We start from the raw sequence: 16,463 nt of genomic DNA on the forward strand, positions 1-16,463 counted from the left end.
GTGAGCGGTGAGGGACATAGCCAAACGGGGGCATTTTTACCTGGCTGCAATCTCCGCTGCCGTTAAATAGCAGGCGGGGTCGGACTCCCAGAAGTCGCCGGTCAGGCTTTCCGCCCGGGCGCGGCAGTTGCCGTTACAGAGGTCCAGCCAGGCGCAAGTTGAGCAGCGGCCTTTGAGCAGGGGCTTGCGATCCCGCAGGCCTTGCAGGAGGGGATGGCTCAAATCGGTCCAGATTTCACCAAAGGGCCGTTCCCGGACATTACCCAGGGTGTGGTGCATGGTAAACTGGTCAGGGTGGACGTTACCGGCCCAGTCGACGGCGCCGATGGCGATCCCGCTGCGGTTACCCCCGTTCAGGCGCAATAACTCCCGCACGGCTGCCGCCCGCTCCGGGTCCTGGCGGCGCAGTTGCAAATAAAGGTAAATGCCGTCGGCATGGTTATCGACGGTTAAGATTTCCACTTCCCGGCCCTGTTCCTTCAGGCGCCTGGTTGCTTCGATAAGCAAATCCATGGCGGCGCGGCTTTCTTCATGGCTCAGGTCTTCCCCGGCAAGCTCGCTGCCCCGGCCGCTGTAAACCAGGTGATAGAAACAGGCCCGGGGAATGTTCTCTTCCCGGATGAGGTAAAAAATCTCCTCCAGCTGGTCAACATTGGCGCGGCTGATGGTAAAACGTAAACCCACCCGCTGGTCGGCAGCCAGGCAGTTACGGATGCCTTCCAGGGCCGCCGCAAAGGCTCCTTTTTGCCCCCGGAAGGCATCATGCCTCTCCTCCACGCCGTCCAGGCTGATCCCCACATAGCTGACGCCGAGTTTTTTCAATTCCCGGGCTGTACTGCGGTCAATAAGGGTACCGTTAGTAGACAGGGTGACCCGCAGGCCTTTCCCTACAGCAGTGGCCATCAGGTCAAAGATATCCGGCCGCACCAGGGGTTCACCCCCGGACAGGAGGAGGACCGGCACGCGAAAGGCCACCAGTTGCTCCAGGAAATCCCGGGCGGCCCGGGTATCCATCTCTTCGTTACCTGCACCCGGCCCGGCCCCGGCATAGCAATGGCGGCACTTCAGGTTGCAGGCCCGGGTACAATTCCAGACTACCACCGGCCCGCTGTCCCGGCGCGCTCCCGCTGCCGCACCAAAGGCAGCCTGGCTGTAGCGCAACGTATCCCCGAAATATCTATCATTAAAAAGCAGTTTAGTCAGGCTGATCAGTTCTCCTCACCTGCCTTCCGGCCGGCATAATAGTCCAGCATGGCCCGGATCAGGCCTGCTTCTGTATATTCTCCTGCCGTAGCCGTTACCGCCAGCCCGGCTTCCCTGGCCGTGGCTGCCGTAATAGGCCCGAGGCAAAAAACATCGACGCCCTGCATGAGGGTAAGAGTCTCGTCCCCCAGGAGATCAAGGAAAGACTTGACCGTCGAAGAACTGGTAAAGGTAACGGCCGTTACTTTACCGGCAGCCAGCAGTTCCCGCAAGGCGCTCACTTCGCTTTCCCTTTTAACGGTACGGTAGACGGCTACCTCCGTCACTTCTGCTCCCTGGCGGCGGAGGTCTTCCGCCAGGAAGGGCCGGGCAATATCAGCCCGCGGCAGGAGCACGCGCCGGCCCTGAAGTAAAGGTCCCAGACCGGCAGCTACGGCTTCGGCCACATATTCCCCCGGCTGCCAGTCGGGGTTCAAACCCCGCTCCTGCAGGGCCCTAGCCGTCGCCGGGCCGATGGCGGCAATTTTTATCCCGGCCAGGGTGCGGATGTCGAGCTGCCTTTCCTGTAAACGCCGGCAGAGATAACGGACACCGTTGGCACTGGTAAAGATCAACCACTCGAAATCTTTAATCTTAGCCAGGGCGGCATCCAGGTGGCCCCAGTCGGCCGGTGGCTGGATTTCAATGGCCGGGAAGGCCAGCACTTCCGCCCCCAGGTCGGCCAGCCGCCGGGCCATTGCTTCCGCCTGGGCCCGGGGGCGGGTGATTACCACCCGCCGGCCGAAAAGGGGTTTGCCTTCCAGCCAGGCCAGGGCAGAACGCAAAGAAACTACCTGGCCGACAACGATAATAGCCGGGTTGCTGAAGCCGGCTTCCTGGGCTTTGGCCTCAATATCGGCCAGGGTACCGACCAGGGTTTCCTGCTCGGCCCTGGTGCCCCAGCGGATGAGGGCCACCGGGGTAGCGGGGGTACGGCCACAGGCCAGCAACCGGCTGACAATGGGGGCCAGGTTGGCCATGCCCATCAGGAAAACCAGGGTATCGACGGCCCCGGCCAGGGCCTCCCAGTTGATGGCGCTGCTTTCTTTACCCGGGTCTTCATTACCGGTAATGAAGGCCACCGTTGAAGCCAGGCCGCGGTGGGTCACCGGGATGCCGGCGTAGGCCGGTACGGCGATGGCCGCCGTGACCCCGGGCACCACTTCAAAGGGTATCCCGGCGGCCTTGAGGGCCAGGGCTTCTTCCCCGCCGCGGCCAAAGACAAAGGGGTCACCGCCTTTTAAGCGCACCACCTGCTTTCCCTGCCGGGCGAGCTCTACCAGGAGTTCATTGATTTCTTCCTGGCGCAGGGCATGGCGGTAGGGGGCTTTGCCGACATAAATTTTTGCGGCCCCCTGTGGTGCATAATCCAGGAGGCTCGGGTTGATCAGGCGGTCATAGACCACCACATCAGCCCGGGCCAGGCATTCCTGCCCCTTGATAGTTAATAATCCGGCGTCACCGGGGCCGGCACCGACCAGATATACTTTACCTGTGGAAATTGCCACCCTTCAGTCTTACCTCCTGTAAAATGGCCCCCGCGCCCCGGGCCAGTAATTTCCGGGCCAGTTCCTGACCGGCGGCTTCCGGGTTGGCCGTGCTCCCGGAAACGTAATCCCTTAATACCTGCCTGCCGTCCAGGCTGGCCACCATACCCTGCAGGACCAGGGCTTCCCCTTCCACGGTAGCCAGGGCACCTATGGGAACCTGGCAGCCTCCTTCCAGGGCACGTAAGTAAGCCCTTTCCGCCCGCACTGCCGCAACCGTGGGCGGGTGGTTGATGGCGGCCACCAGCTGCGCGATTTGTTCATCCCCGGCCCGGATCTCAACGCCGATGGCCCCCTGCCCTACAGCCGGCAGGCAAAGGTGATAGGGTATGGGTTCCCCCAGGAGGCGGCCATGGTTTAACCTTTTCACCCCGGCGGCAGCCAGGACGATGGCCTCCAGTCCTTCCCGCTCCATTTTCGCCAGGCGGGTGGGGACATTGCCCCGCAGGTCCACCAGTTCCAGGTCGGGGCGGGCATGGGCCAGCTGGGCCTTGCGCCTCAGGCTGCTTGTCCCCACCCGGGCCTTGACTGGTAGAGATGCCAGGGTATAGCCCGCCGGGGAGATGAGGACATCAGCCGGGTCTTCCCGCGGCCCCATGGCACCGATAATCAGGCTCTCTGGCAAGCTGGTCGGCATATCTTTCATGCTGTGGACGGCCATATCGATAACCCCGTCCAGGAGGGCCAGTTCCAGTTCCTTGGTAAAAAGGCCCTTATCGCCAATCCGCGCCAGGGCCACATCGAGGATCTTATCGCCCTTAGTTTTAAAGGTAACCAGGCGACAGGTCAGATCCGGCCAGGCTTTTTCCAGGGCCTCGATAACCCAACGGGCCTGCCAGCGGGCCAGTTCACTTTCCCTGGAGCCCACCTTTACTTCCAGCATTTATTGCCCTCCTCCTTCCACTGCCGCCGCTTCTTTGCGGGGCCTGGCCCCTTCCCCCGGCAGGTTAAAAAGTTCATGCAGGGCTTCGGCATACAAATGTCCCCGCGGTGTCAGGGCGGCCTTTTTTAAGTTCACGACAGCGTCGTGGAGGAGCTGGTTGACAATGGAACTGGCCAGGGAACTGATTATTTTTTGCTGCCTTGGTGTCAGTTCTCCCAGCCGGTGACAGGCCCGCTCTAATTCAGCCTTTTTAATGGCTTCCGCTTTTTCCTTTAAAGCAATAATAGTTGGGACCACGTACAGAGATCCCAGCCAGCGGAAAAAGGCATCGACTTCAGCCGTAATGATACCTTCCGCCTGCCGGGCGGCATGCTGCCGTTCCTCCAGGTTGGCCAGGACCACCTGTTGCAGGTCGTCGATATCATACAGTTTCACCCCCGGCAGGTCGCCGGCAGATGGCTCAATATCCCGGGGCACGGCAATGTCAATGAGCATCAGGGGGCTGTCCGGCCGCGCCGCCCGCGCCCGGGCCCGGGCCACCTGTTCCCGGTGGAGAATATAGTGGCTGGCCGCCGTACAGCTGATAACGATATCGGCCCGGGACAGGTAATCCTCCATGGCGTCCAGGCGCACGGCTTGGCCGCCAATTTTAGAGGCCAGATCTACGGCCCGATCATATGAACGATTGGAAACCAGGACCGTGGTCACGCCTTTATCTTTCAGGTAACGGGCAGCCAGGGTACTCATTTTACCGGCACCGATTACCAAAACGGTCCGCCCCTGGAGGTTACCATGAAAAACCTGGCGGGCCAGTTCTACGGCAGCGTAGCTGATTGATACCGTGTTGCGGTCGATGCGCGTTTCCGTCCTTACCCTCTTGCCAACGGTAATGGCCTGCTGCCACAGGGTGTTGAGGATGTTATTAGTTGTTCCTGTTTCCCGGGCTATCTCGTAAGCTTCGGCCACCTGGGCTAAAACCTGGTCTTCGCCGAGAATCATGGAATCCAGGCCGGCAGCCACCCGGAACAGGTGGCGGACAGTATGGCGCGTATTCAAGGTGTAAAGATAGCCTTCCAGGTTTTTAAGGTCCATCCGGCAGGACTGGCTGAGGAAGTTCTTGCCTGCCCTGATCCCGGTTTCCTCCTGCTGGCAGGCCACATATATTTCCGTCCGGTTACAGGTACTTAAAATCACGCAACCCTCAACGCCGGCCACGGCCCGTAGCTGTTCCAGGGCCGCCGGCAAACCGTGGCGGGCAAAAGCCAGTTGCTCCCGGATTTCTACCGGCGCCGTGCGATGATTTAAACCGACGGCAACGACAAACACTGCTTCACCCGCTCCTTTGCTAAATCTTCTTTGCCCCGGGCTACCAGGCGAAATAATATCTCATCCCCGGCCAGCCGCCGCAGTAATTCTTCCCGGCGTTTCTGGTCATGGGGCCAGACCTTTTTAAGCAAAGGACGAAGTTCTCCTAAAAAGTCCACCCAGGGGCCGTATTCCGGTCCAATTTCAGCCTCCAGCTGTTTGCGTAACTGGCGGGCCAGGGCCGGGCTTTTCCCGGCGGTAGAGATGGCTATTTGCAAGTCCCCGCGCCGGACGACAGAGGGAACCATAAAGGTACACTTTTCCGGCGCATCGGCGACATTGACCCAGATGCCGGCCTGGTGGCAGTCGGCAGCCACGCGGGCATTAAGGCCGGCGTCAGCGGTGACGGCAAAAACCAGGGCCATCCCCGTGATATCGCCGGGCTGGTATTCACGCCGCCACCATACCAGTTGCCTGGCCAGGGCCAGGTCCGCCAGGACGCGCGTAACCTCCGGGCTTACCAGGGTAACCCTGGCGCCTGCTTCCAGCAAATTTAAAACCTTGCGCTCACCGACCTGCCCGCCGCCGACTACCAGGCAGGGACGGTCCGTTAGCTCTACTACCATAGAATAAAAGCCCATTATAGACCACGCGTCCTCACATAGTACGTCAGGCCCATTAAAGTATCCCGCGCCTGTCCTTCCGGCAGGAAAATGGCCTGCTGCCTGGCCCGGGCCAGGTAACGCTCGGCCAGCCCCAGGGCATAATCGATGCCGCCACTATCTTTAATGAGGTCAATAACTTCCAGAATTTCCGTAGCTGTTTTATCCCTTTTGGCCAGCAGGAAAATTAGCTTTTGCTTTTTGGGAGAGCAGCGTAAAGCATAGATGGCCGGCAGGGTAATAACCCCCTGGCGCAGGTCGCTACCTATGGGCTTACCCAGGCGTTCCGGGTCGGCCACCATATCCAGGACATCATCGGTGATCTGGAAGGCCATCCCCAGGTTGCGACCATAATGGTACAGGTGGCGGATAAAATCCTCCCCGGCCCCGGCAACTATGGCCCCCAGCTGGCAGCTGGCGGCAATAAGTAAGGCCGTCTTGCGGTAGATACGTTTCAGGTAGTCACGCAAGGTAACCTCCAGGTCAAAGGCGCCGGCCAGCTGGTGCAGTTCCCCCTGGACCATTTTGACGCTGGTGGAAGCCAGGATCGAAGGGATACGGGGATCGTCATAGGTGGCCACCAGGAGCAGGGAGCGGGCAAAAAGGTAATCCCCTGTATGCAAAGAAAGCTCCTGGCCCCAGCGGGCCCACACCGTCGGCCGCCCCCGCCGGACCGGGGAGGCATCGATGACGTCGTCATGGACCAGGGTGGCCATATGAATCATTTCCAGGGCCACGGCCAGGGGCAGGACCCGTTCCAGGGGGGCGCCGCAGCATTTGGCTGCCAGGATGGCAAAGGCCGGGCGCAGTCTTTTTCCCCCCGCCTGGACCAGGTGCCGGGCCGCCTGGCTTAAGACCGGGTCAGGAGCATCCACCTGGCGCAATAATTCAGCCTCTACTGCTTGTAAATCGGCTTGTACCTCCTGCCAGAGGGGTAACTCTTTCATAATTACATTATACCACCTGTAACTGTCCTTGCCGAGTATTTTTCCCCAATACCAGCTACTTACCTCTCAGGTGGGCATCTTCCTATTTAGCAAGAACCGGCAGGTTTTTCAACTGGTCGTATTGTTTGGCCAGGCCGGCATCGGCCTTCTCCACCTGGGCCAGGAGCTGATTGGCCCGGTCGGTATCTCCCTGGTGATAAGCGAGTATTGCCTGCCAGAGCTGGACTTCAGACTTTATTTGAGCATCTTTAGCTGCGGCGTTAAGATTGGCTGCCGCTTCTCTTTCCTGCCCCAGGAAATACTGGCCAATGGCTGCCCGGAGCTGGATGGCCGGGCTCAGGGTCACCCCGCCGGGCTGGTGCAGGTCTTTAAATTCTCCCAGACTATCCACTTTTTCCTTCACAGCTGCTGGCAGGGCTGCTGCCTGCTGGAACACCTGCCGCGCCTTGTCCTGCTGGCCGGCCCGTAGATAGTTAATGCCGGCAGCAGTATAAGCCTGCCCTAAATTCTCCCAGCTGGCGCCCACCCAGGGAGCAACCTGCCGGGCACGTTCCATGATCGCCAGGGCTTGCTCGACCGCACCATCTTGCCAGTAGGCTTCGGCCAGGCGGCTTAAGACAGCCAGATTGTAGGGCTCTTTATTGCTGGCAGCCAGGGCCAGGGCCAGGGCTTCCTTAGTTTTCCCTTCCTTCAGGTAAATACCGGCCAGGTCACTGTTATAGGAAGCCGTAAAGGGGTCATAACGGCTGGCCTCTTCCAGGTAAGAGGCCGTAGCCCGGAGGTTGTTGCGCTGCAGGGCAGCAGCCGCCTGGCGGGCGCTGGCCACCCCGGCCAGGTAAGAAACGCTAAAAAGGACGATGACCAGGGTTGCCAGGGCTGCTCCTGTAACGTAGGCCACCTGCTTATTTTTAAATACTGCCGCGGCCAGGGTCGGCTCCGGTCCCAGGCGCTGGCCTTCTATACTCCTGGCCAGGCCGAAGCAGGCCCAGAGCATCATGGAGACAGCTCCCAGGGCCAGGTCGAAATCAATGGCGGCATGGAGGCCGAGGTTCAAGGCAGCCATACCTATAGCCAGGGCCTGGAGGCGTTCTGGGCCGCGGGAAGAACGGTAGTTACCCAGGGCAGTCAGCAGGAAAAACAGCCATACAATTCCCAGTACAGCGATGCCCACCAGCCCGGTTTCTACGGCTACCTGGGCGTAATCATTGTGCACTTGGGTGGAATTGTAAAAGTAACTCTGGTACTGGCGGTAGGCTGCTTCCCAGCCACCACCGCCGAAGCCAAAGACGGGGCGTTCCCGGACCATCTTCAGCGCATCCCCCGTCCAGATCAGCCGTTCCCGGCTGCTCTTGGTCTCCAGGTTGATGTCCTGGAGGCGGGCCATAACCTGGGGCGGCAGGAGGCGGGCCAGGATACCGGCCGGTTGCCTGTCCCCTCCTACCGGGGTTACGGCTAGCTGGTGCTGGGCAAAGAAGACACCGGCTCCCACCAGGATGACCAGGACGGCCACCCCGGCTGCCATGCGCGCCCTGGGGGTCCGCAGGCTCCAGCCGGCTCCCTGGATAATTAGCTGGCCGGCAAGGGCTACCAGCAGGCCCAGGGCAAACCAGCTCCAGGCCGGGCCGTAGGCTTTGGCTACAGCCAGGGGAATAAACCGGGCATTGCCTGCCAGGGCGGCGGCGCTGCTGGTCACCAGGTGGGCCAGGGTATTCAGGCGGTAACCCCCGGGCGCCAGCAGCCAGTAGAAGAAGATAACCAGGGGGAAAACGAGGTAAGCGCCCCGGGAGCCTGTCCCCAGGAAAACCATTAATAACAGGTAGTTGGCCGCGGCGTATAAATACCGCTGGCGGCTGCCGGCCCGGGCCCAGAGGTAAAAACCGATGATACTGCCGGCACCGGTGTAACTGGCCAGGGCATTGGGGTACTGTAAAGTGGAGTAGAAACGCCCGCCCACGAAACCATCTTTAATGTAAACAAGCTCCGTAGCACTAAGCAAAGCCGCCAGGGCGGTTCCAGCTGCGGCCAGGTAAAGGGCATGGAGCAGGTAGAGGGTACGGCGCTGGCCGCCCAGGCGGGAAGTCAGCCAGAAGGTTAAAAAGTAAAGGAGGACCTTAGCCACTTCAGCTACGGCCAGGCTGCGGCTGGCCGGCTTGATGGCGGCCAGGATATAAACTACTACCAGGGCCGCGGTCGCCAAATCCAGGGGCCGGTTAAGGAAGGCTACTTCCCGGCGGGACAACTTCCACAGGTAAGTAAGGAAAAACAGGGCGGCGGCAAACAGCAAGGTCCAGCGCTGCTCTACCGGGAAAAAGAGGCCGCGAAAAAAAGGCGGGTAAAAGAGGAGCAACAACAGGCCGGCAAAGGCCAGTAGAAATAAAGTCTGGTTGCCCCCGGCCGGCCAGAAGGGCTCCCCGCTGCTGTTTTTTTCCCTGACGCGGCGCCAGGGGGTTACTCGGGTATTAGTATCAGGGTTATCTTTAGCGTTATTTACCGTTTGATTTTTCCCGCCTTTGATGGCACTTGTTAAGGGGATTACTTTACCTTTTCTATGTGCTTCTTTATATGCTTCCCCGGTCTTTCTTTTGCTCCGTGCCATGGCCAGACCCCTTTCACGTCATGTCCTCCCTATTCATTCGCCGCTTCCCTATCCTTTTCCTGCTAAAATAAAAAGATAGCCAGAGGCAAACGATATGCCAGCATATTGTAACCCCTTACCGCTAGCTTTGGCGAGATCTTTTTGACGATAAGTTCTTAAGGTGTTATGCTAAAGAAGGAATGGTAAACCTGGAAGACTTTTCGAACAGCGAGTGATCATATATGGTAGCAACCATCAGCATCCTGGCCTTTTTAACTGCCGTCCTCCTCGCGGTTAGTGCCGGGTGGCTTGCTTTGCGCCGGGCCGGAAAAAAGGCCAAACGCCAGGCCTTCTATGCTATCCTCGCTTTTATCCTCTCCTTGGCTACTGCCTGGGGTAATCTTACCGGAGAACAGCCCCCTTCTCCGGCCAACCAGGCGCGGCCGCCGGTAGCGCAAACAGCTTCCCCTCCACCAGGAACAGCACCTGACACCTCAACATCGCAAGAAAAGCCTCCGGGCGCCTCAAACCAACCGGCTGCGAGCGGCAAGCTACGCGTTCATTACCTGGATGTCGGCCAGGGTGATGCCATCCTGGTGCAGATGCCCGATGGCAAGAACATTTTAATCGACGGTGGCACCAGTGATGCCGGGCCGGATGTGGTTCAAAAATTGAAGCAGTATGGTGTTGAGATACTGGACTTTGTCATTGGCACCCACCCCCATGAGGACCATATCGGCGGCCTGGACCTGGTAATAAATAGTTTCCCGGTGGGCAAGGTTTACCTACCCCGGGTGACCCATAATACCGACTCTTACCGGGATCTCTTGCTGGCTATAAAAAATAAAGGCCTCAAGGCCACGGAGGCCAAAGCCGGCGTTGCCCTGCCCCTGGAAGGCAGCATCCAGGCTCTTTTTGTCAGCCCGGCAAGAAAGACCTATGAAGATCTAAACGATTATAGTGCCGTCCTGCATCTGACCTACGGGCAAACGGCCTTTCTCTTTACCGGCGACGCCGGTACTACCGTCGAGGAGGAAATGCTGGCCGGTGGCAAGCCTCTCAAGGCTGATGTACTCAAAGTAGCCCACCACGGCTCCCGTTATTCTACCAGCACTGCTTTTCTCAAAGCTGTGGCTCCCTGGTATGCTGTTATCTCCGTAGGTAAAGGGAATGATTACAGCCATCCCCATGCCCAGACCCTGCAGCGCCTGCAAAAAGCCGGGGTTAAAATCTACCGCACCGACCGTGATGGTACCATAACGGCCCTTTCCGACGGCCAGAAGGTGACTATCCAATAGCATTGTACCGGCCAGGCCGGTAGCATTCCTGCTATTCTATAGCGACCTGATGCAAAGTAAAAGTGAAAGGAGTAGAATAATGCCCCGCCGGGAATTGCTGGTCATTGATCGTTTTGAAGAAGACATGGCCGTAATTGAATACGGCCGCCACACCTTTACCCTGCCCCGCTCCCTCCTGCCCCGGGCCGCCAAAGAGGGTGACGTGATTAAACTCGCCGTCGTCCTGGATCCAGAAGCCACTGCCCGGCGCAAAAAAGAAGTCCGCTCCCTGGCGGACGATGTGTTTGAGGGGTAGAGGCTTAATGCTTACCGGGCTGCATCCACAATGGCCCTGATTTTAGCGTCCACCTGTGAGGCTATTTCTTCCAGGCCGGCTTCGGGATAAAATTTGGCCAGCATGGTGGGCCTGAGGGCGCTGATGTAGGTCTTACCTTCCTTGGTGTAGACGTTAATTTTACAGGGCATCATCAAGCTGATCAGGACGTTTTTAGCCAGGACTTCATGGGCGTAGCGGGCATTGCAGATTTCAATGATTTTCAGTGGTTCAGAATCGTAGCCCTTGCTTTTCAGGGTGGCCTGGACGTCATGGATGTGTTGGACCTTCATACCCTGGATTGCTGTAGCTTCTTCTACGGCAGCCACGGCGGCAACAAAATCTTTATCAGTTGTCACGGTGTAGCTGATGTCTTGATAATCCATGCCATATGCCTCCTTCACCTATTGGCCTGTAGTAAGGCTGGCTTTCATTGTTGGTTTTTTAGTGCTTTTCGTTTGTATTTGTTACTATAATACTAACATAACAATTCGCTGTCAATATACATAGCAAATAATAATCGGACTTTAGCAGTAGATATAAGCCTTCCCGTTCAGGGCAACAAAAAAGGGTACCTGCCATGTACCCTTAGTTTACCTTTTTAAAGTAAGCTAATTTTAAGTTACCCGGCTTTAACCGGCCAGGGATTCTTCTTGCCCTTGCGGACAGTCTTTACCGCTACCTTTACCGCCGCCATGGCCCGGGGCCAGGAGTTCCTTGATGGCCCCCAGGGAGCCCAGGATACTGGCGGTTTCGTAGGGAATAAAAACTTTATTATGGCTGTCGGCCAGCTTCATAAGGGCTTCGATGGACTTCATGGTGAGCATCTTTTCATCCATGTCGGCTTCTTTCAGGGCCTTCATAACCAGTTCTATCCGTTTGGCTTCGGCGGCAGCCACCAGTTGAATAGCCTGGGCTTCACCCTCAGCCTTTTTAATATTGGCTACTCGCTGGGCTTCAGCCCGGAGGATCTGGGCTTCTTTCTCGGCCTCGGCCCGGAGGATCTGGGCCTGCTTTTCACCTTCGGCTTTTTTGATCTCGGCTTCCCGTTGACCTTCAGCCTGGAGGATGGCGGCCCGTTTCTCCCGTTCAGCCCTCATTTGGGCTTCCATGGCCTGGCGGATGTCAGCCGGTGGGTTGATGTTTTTCACCTCAACGCGTTCCACCCGGACACCCCACTTGTCGGTAGCCTCATCCAGTACCAACCGCAGGCGGTTGTTAATCTCATCCCGCGAGGACAGGGTCTGGTCCAGCTCCATATTGCCGATAATATCGCGCAGGGTGGTCAGGGTCAGGTAATGCATGGCCCGCACCAGATCGGCAATCTCATAGGTAGCTTTAATGGGGTCAGTTATCTGGTAGTAAACTACCGTATCGATTTCCATGGTGACATTATCTTTAGTGATAACTGGCTGGGGCTCGGAATCCAGGACCTGGACTCTGAGATCGACAACACGGCGTACATTATCTATAAACGGGATGATAATGTTCAAGCCGGATCCACAGGTCTTGTAGTATTTCCCCAGGCGTTCAACAATGAGGACTTGAGATTGATGAACTATCCTCACGGTCCTGGCTACCAGGGACAGAGCAAAGATAATCAGGATGAGCAGCAACAGGAAAGTAAAGATATCACCTAGCAAAATATAACCCCCTCGCAAATAGTTTTACCCTGGAATTGAGCCCGGCTTCCTTTTTAGTAGGTAGCAACGTCTACTCTTGAGTCTGCGTAGAAACAATGGCCTGCAACTGTACGGTCAGTAACTTATTGCACTCTTTTTACTAAAAGTGTGGCCCCTTCTACCCGGACCACCTGGACCGGCGTACCGGGTGCAAGGGTCTGGCCGTCCAAACTCCTTGCTGACCATGTTTCCCCGTTGACCTTGACCAGTACCCGGTCAACAGTGACCTCCCCGGTCACATAACCCCTTTGCCCCACCAAGGCTTCAGCGTTGGAAAGACGCCCCTGGTGGTTTAAAACAAAAGTACGCTTAAGAATTGGCTGGACAAAAACGGCCAGGATAATTGATATAACTACAAAGATACCCACCTGGTAACTAAGAGACAACCCCAGGGCCTGGACCAGGGCCGCACCGAAGGCGCCAATGGCAAAAAGGATCAGGTAAAAGGTTAAGGAAAATATTTCGGCTACGATCAGGGCGATGGCTATGGCTACCCAGACTTGCCAGGCCACCTGTTCTCCTCCTTTATTAGCTCTATATACCTTCATTATACCTTATTTCCGGCAAGTGGATAGATGTTTTTACTTAAAATTAAAGATATCTTACCGCTACCTTAATTTACTCCGTTTTCGGAACGCCGGGAAAACCCTGTCCCGGTATTAGCTGCTTTTGGCCAGGGTAATGAGGCTCCTTGCTGCCTGGTAGGCTTCCAGGTAATCGGCTCCCGTGTAAGTTACGGTAGCGGCATCGAGGAACCGGCTGCGGGGCAGGATAGCTGCTGCCGCCGCCCGGGCCGGGTCGTTAAATTTAATCGTTACCGTTGCCGGGGCCGGTGCCGCAAGGGGTTGAAAGCTTTTCCTGCTGAGGGCCCGGACCAGTCCCAGGCGGATTTTTTCCCTGGCCAGCCGGGGCGGGAGCGACCTGGCGGCGTGGAAATTAACTGCTTCTTTAACAATAACGGCTTCTACTCCTTCAAGGATTTTCCTTACTTCACCGGCCAGGACCTGGTCGCCGCTCACCAGGACCACCGGGACACCGAAATAGCCGGCCAGCAGGGCATTCAGGCCCAGTTCCCCCATTTCCTGTCCATTAACCTCCAGGCGGTGGACTACGTCGCTGTAGGTGTGGGCCAGGACGCCATGGCTGCCGGCCCGGGCATGATAACCTATGAAACAGGCTACAGCAAAGCCCCTGTCTATACCCTCCATCATACCCAGTTTTTTCGGTGTGCCGCTGATGAGCTGGGCCCCGGGGTGCAGGTCTTCCGGCGGGATGTTACGCATCCTGCCGTGGGCGTCATTGACGGTTACGCTGGTAGCCCCGGCTTCAAGGGCGCCACGGATGGCGGCATTGACTTCAGCCGTCATTAGTCTCTGGGAGCGTGCGTATTCCACCCCACCTATGGTTTCCACCTGTTCCCAGGCAGTTATCCCGGCCACGCCTTCCATATCGGCGGATATGTAAACCCGCATCCCTGCCATTCCTCCCTTATGACGGGTAAATGTCAAAAGGGCCTGACCGGCCCTAAGAACAACTCCTTCATGATTTATGGATATAATGGTAACCGAGTTTGGTGATATGCTGACCAATTATTTCCAGGCTTATCTGGGGCAAATAATAGGTAATCACCACCCAGCGACGTTCGAGGACAACATTGACGCTAATTACACCCGGCAGGCTGCCCAGGGCATTACTGATTTTTTTGGCATCTTCCCCGGTACGCATGTCGCTTACAATCAGGGTCATGGTTACCTGCCGGAGCTCAGGGGTGTAACCATAACGCAAATTTTGCCACTGTTGCCCGGCCAGAATTTCTGCGGCCCGCTGGCTGTACCAGCTCATCTATTTAACCTCCTTTTACCATATTTAACTTTTAATTGCTGATGAGCATCCTGCTCACCCGTTTTCCCCTCAGGGACTCAGTCGCCGGAACTCAACCCCCCTTTGCTGTAACAAATAGTCTATAAAAGAAGGTGTAATCCTTTCCGGGTCATAGATTATTTTCACCATATTGACCTGGCCCTGCTGGGGCAACTGGATCTCCTTTACCAGAGCAGCCAGGGTATAATAGACTGTTTCCCTGATGACCGGACTCTCAAGATGAGGTATGATGTAGGTAACTGCCTCCTCCCGGCAGGGTTGCAGTTTTTCCTGGCGGGCGTCAATCCACATTCTTACCTTTGGTTCCATGTCCCTTCCACCTCCAGAGCCCTGCCCTATATTCTATGCATCAACTCACCTTTTGCCGCCTGTTTTTAGGTCCATTCCACCCTTCATCAACATATGCTGTAATAAGTGATTTGATGAAATGAGGGGTGAAAGATGGCTAAAGTTCTTCTGGGGGATATTATCTTAACATCATGGGAGCTTGATGCTTTCAGTAAAGCCTTGCTCCCGGTCCTGTGCCGCAGTTTAGGTGTAAGTTTCTTGGAAGATGGAGAAGAAAACTTTATCCTGGAGCCGCCCCTGGCTAATAAGACGGTTGTTTTACGCCCTCTGCCCGGCCAGGATCAAACTTTGAAGGCCCTGCTAACTACCTTAAGCCAGGAGTTGCAGGGACGGGGGTCCAATGTTTTAATTGTTCCGGCGACGGCTAGCGACGGGCAGCTTTTCCGGCTCTGGCAGACCCAGGTCCTTTTTGCCTTCTCGCAAAAGGAAACTACCGGTCCAGAAGCGGCTTTACGCTTTTTTTACGCACCCAAAAGACGTGAGGAAAGCCTGGGACTAATCGCCGCCCTGGTACAGGCCATGCTCCGTTCAGGAAGTCCTCTGAGTTATGCCATCCCCGGAGCCTGGGAGCATTTTAAAAACTTCCATTACCGCCGCCTCTTAAATAATACAGAAGTACCATCGGTCTTAATTGAATTTTGCCAGGTTCATCTGGACCCGGAAATTATTCACAACATAACGACGTGGCTGGTTGGTGGTTTAACGTGGTATTTCCAGAAGCCCCTTAATGAAGAAACTATTTTTAAGCTGCAATCCCTGTTGCAGCGCTTCCGGGATGCCTGTTTACTACCCGGGCTACCTGAAGGAAGCAATCCCCGGGAAAGCAAGACAATACCTGGACAAGGCGAGGTTTTGGCTGCGGAAAGCCCGGCCATTACAACAAGGGAACCACAGTACCGGGTTCCCGCAACAAACCAGGAAAAGAAGGAAACTGCGCCTCCGGAAGGGGAACCGGCAACTATGACGCCGGCCGGGCCGGGAGAGAACCCTGTTAAGACCGGAGAAAAGAGGGACGCAGGAGCAGAAACCACAGGGGGCGCGGCCCGGGGAGAGACGGGGGGAAAGATAACAGAGGCAGGGGCTACAACGGATCCTGGAGAGGAAACAGAGACAGAAGCTACAACGATCCTGGATGAGGTATCTATACGTGAGGTATCTATACCCGGCAAAAGCGAAATGCAGGTGCAGGCTGGATTGCCGGTGCAGGGTAAAGTACAGGGGCGAGGCGAGGTAGTGGAGCAAGCAATGATATCACCCCAAAACAAGCTCCTGCCACCGGAAAGGAACGTCAACCAGGGGGCAACGGCGGCAAAGGATCCAGTTTCCAGCAGCCAGGTTTTTCCGCCGGCACCCTCCGGGAAGATCCATGATGCCCGGCAGGGTAAAGGCCGTCACCGGGGCAATCCCTTTTCCCCTCCCGGTGACGGGCCGGTGTTTATCTTTAAACGGCCCCTGGAAGCCAGCCTTGCTCCTGCCATCTTTCCCCAGGAAGTACTGGAACGTATGGCACCGCTGCCCCTCCAGAGCACTTTTCTGACAGGAGAACAATGGCGTAATTATCTGTCCTCTACCGGAGCGAATACGGTTATGGCCAGCCTCGCTGCCCGGCAGGCCCCTCAGCCAGGAGCAGCCAGGACAGATATGATCAGGACGGGTACGGTAACCCAGGAAACCGGAAAAAATGATAGCACTCTGGCGGAGCTCAAAAATTTGAGTGCTGCCATCCTGGCCCCGGAACAACCCGGGGAACCCCTGAACGGCGAAGCACCGTCAATTTGAC

General features: G+C 56.9%; 16 protein-coding genes. 3 read left to right on the top strand and 13 right to left on the bottom strand.

The genetic code is table 11. From position 1 onward, the window contains the following. Positions 1–36: 36 nt before the first annotated feature. From MGLY_RS15085 to MGLY_RS15115, 7 genes are all read right to left on the bottom strand, one after another. Positions 37–1,212 carry a radical SAM/SPASM domain-containing protein gene (locus tag MGLY_RS15085; protein WP_170291243.1) on the bottom strand — a complete coding sequence of 392 codons (1,176 nt, stop codon included), beginning with the start codon at positions 1,210–1,212 and terminating at the stop codon, positions 37–39. Further along, complete coding sequence (gene cobA / locus MGLY_RS15090) at positions 1,209–2,744, bottom strand: uroporphyrinogen-III C-methyltransferase (RefSeq protein WP_170291244.1); 1,536 nt, start codon at positions 2,742–2,744, stop codon at positions 1,209–1,211. The genes MGLY_RS15085 and cobA overlap by 4 nt, the downstream gene beginning before the upstream one ends. Then, a complete protein-coding gene (gene hemC / locus MGLY_RS15095) occupies positions 2,731–3,672 on the bottom strand; it encodes a hydroxymethylbilane synthase (RefSeq protein WP_156275183.1) in 942 nt (313 codons plus the stop codon). Before hemC ends, cobA begins: the two co-directional genes overlap by 14 nt. Then, complete coding sequence (gene hemA / locus MGLY_RS15100) at positions 3,673–4,998, bottom strand: glutamyl-tRNA reductase (protein WP_156275185.1); 1,326 nt, start codon at positions 4,996–4,998, stop codon at positions 3,673–3,675. It abuts the gene before it with no gap. Beyond that, positions 4,974–5,618 carry a precorrin-2 dehydrogenase/sirohydrochlorin ferrochelatase family protein gene (locus MGLY_RS15105; protein ID WP_156275187.1) on the bottom strand — a complete coding sequence of 215 codons (645 nt, stop codon included), beginning with the start codon at positions 5,616–5,618 and terminating at the stop codon, positions 4,974–4,976. The genes hemA and MGLY_RS15105 overlap by 25 nt, the downstream gene beginning before the upstream one ends. Then, positions 5,618–6,586 carry a polyprenyl synthetase family protein gene (locus MGLY_RS15110; protein WP_156275189.1) on the bottom strand — a complete coding sequence of 323 codons (969 nt, stop codon included), beginning with the start codon at positions 6,584–6,586 and terminating at the stop codon, positions 5,618–5,620. The genes MGLY_RS15105 and MGLY_RS15110 overlap by 1 nt, the downstream gene beginning before the upstream one ends. 82 nt (positions 6,587–6,668) lie before the next feature. Continuing rightward, a complete protein-coding gene (locus MGLY_RS15115) occupies positions 6,669–9,182 on the bottom strand; it encodes an O-antigen ligase family protein (RefSeq protein ID WP_156275193.1) in 2,514 nt (837 codons plus the stop codon). Between the two features lie 221 nt (positions 9,183–9,403). Between MGLY_RS15115 and MGLY_RS15120 the strand changes: the two genes are divergently transcribed. Together MGLY_RS15120 and MGLY_RS15125 are read left to right on the top strand one after the other, a co-directional pair. Continuing rightward, positions 9,404–10,459, top strand: coding sequence for a ComEC/Rec2 family competence protein (locus tag MGLY_RS15120; protein ID WP_156275195.1), 1,056 nt, complete (start codon positions 9,404–9,406; stop codon positions 10,457–10,459). A gap of 49 nt (positions 10,460–10,508) precedes the next feature. Next, positions 10,509–10,754, top strand: a complete 246-nt coding sequence (locus MGLY_RS15125) for a DUF3006 domain-containing protein (protein ID WP_246187354.1) — start codon at positions 10,509–10,511, stop codon at positions 10,752–10,754. Between the two features lie 11 nt (positions 10,755–10,765). On the opposite strand, the gene MGLY_RS15130 is transcribed toward MGLY_RS15125, so the two are convergent. The 6 genes from MGLY_RS15130 to MGLY_RS15155 form a co-directional block, all read right to left on the bottom strand. Further along, on the bottom strand, positions 10,766–11,158 hold the full coding sequence (locus tag MGLY_RS15130) for a DUF302 domain-containing protein (protein WP_156275197.1): 393 nt from the start codon (positions 11,156–11,158) through the stop codon (positions 10,766–10,768). A 246-nt stretch (positions 11,159–11,404) separates the two neighbouring features. After that, the gene (locus MGLY_RS15135) at positions 11,405–12,415 is read right to left on the bottom strand and encodes an SPFH domain-containing protein (RefSeq protein ID WP_246187355.1); all 1,011 of its coding nucleotides are present in this window, start codon (positions 12,413–12,415) and stop codon (positions 11,405–11,407) included. 122 nt (positions 12,416–12,537) lie between these two features. Then, complete coding sequence (locus tag MGLY_RS15140) at positions 12,538–12,966, bottom strand: NfeD family protein (protein WP_170291119.1); 429 nt, start codon at positions 12,964–12,966, stop codon at positions 12,538–12,540. Between the two features lie 147 nt (positions 12,967–13,113). Then, positions 13,114–13,926, bottom strand: a complete 813-nt coding sequence (locus MGLY_RS15145) for a M55 family metallopeptidase (RefSeq protein ID WP_156275201.1) — start codon at positions 13,924–13,926, stop codon at positions 13,114–13,116. 67 nt (positions 13,927–13,993) lie between these two features. After that, positions 13,994–14,296: a heavy-metal-associated domain-containing protein gene (locus MGLY_RS15150; protein WP_156275203.1), complete on the bottom strand. Its 303-nt coding sequence runs from the start codon at positions 14,294–14,296 to the stop codon at positions 13,994–13,996. A gap of 69 nt (positions 14,297–14,365) precedes the next feature. Then, positions 14,366–14,644, bottom strand: coding sequence for a hypothetical protein (locus MGLY_RS15155; protein ID WP_156275205.1), 279 nt, complete (start codon positions 14,642–14,644; stop codon positions 14,366–14,368). A gap of 132 nt (positions 14,645–14,776) precedes the next feature. Between MGLY_RS15155 and MGLY_RS15160 the strand changes: the two genes are divergently transcribed. After that, a complete protein-coding gene (locus MGLY_RS15160; RefSeq protein ID WP_156275207.1) occupies positions 14,777–16,462 on the top strand; it encodes a hypothetical protein in 1,686 nt (561 codons plus the stop codon). Position 16,463: the final 1 nt, after the last annotated feature.

Origin of the sequence: Moorella glycerini (genome assembly GCF_009735625.1) — a bacterium.
Taxonomy (GTDB): Bacteria; Bacillota; DSM-521; order Neomoorellales; family Neomoorellaceae; genus Neomoorella; species Neomoorella glycerini.

Bases quoted from the DNA above. Each gene is read 5' to 3' on its own strand.
- hemC (WP_156275183.1), bottom strand. From the start codon at position 3,672: ATGCTGGAAGTAAAGGTGGGCTCCAGGGAAAGTGAACTGGCCCGCTGG.
- MGLY_RS15105 (WP_156275187.1), bottom strand. From the start codon at position 5,618: ATGGGCTTTTATTCTATGGTAGTAGAGCTAACGGACCGTCCCTGCCTG.
- MGLY_RS15110 (WP_156275189.1), bottom strand. From the start codon at position 6,586: ATGAAAGAGTTACCCCTCTGGCAGGAGGTACAAGCCGATTTACAAGCA.
- MGLY_RS15115 (WP_156275193.1), bottom strand. From the start codon at position 9,182: ATGGCACGGAGCAAAAGAAAGACCGGGGAAGCATATAAAGAAGCACAT.
- MGLY_RS15120 (WP_156275195.1), top strand. From the start codon at position 9,404: ATGGTAGCAACCATCAGCATCCTGGCCTTTTTAACTGCCGTCCTCCTC.
- MGLY_RS15125 (WP_246187354.1), top strand. From the start codon at position 10,509: ATGCAAAGTAAAAGTGAAAGGAGTAGAATAATGCCCCGCCGGGAATTG.
- MGLY_RS15130 (WP_156275197.1), bottom strand. From the start codon at position 11,158: ATGGATTATCAAGACATCAGCTACACCGTGACAACTGATAAAGATTTT.
- MGLY_RS15145 (WP_156275201.1), bottom strand. From the start codon at position 13,926: ATGCGGGTTTACATATCCGCCGATATGGAAGGCGTGGCCGGGATAACT.
- MGLY_RS15150 (WP_156275203.1), bottom strand. From the start codon at position 14,296: ATGAGCTGGTACAGCCAGCGGGCCGCAGAAATTCTGGCCGGGCAACAG.
- MGLY_RS15155 (WP_156275205.1), bottom strand. From the start codon at position 14,644: ATGGAACCAAAGGTAAGAATGTGGATTGACGCCCGCCAGGAAAAACTG.
- MGLY_RS15160 (WP_156275207.1), top strand. From the start codon at position 14,777: ATGGCTAAAGTTCTTCTGGGGGATATTATCTTAACATCATGGGAGCTT.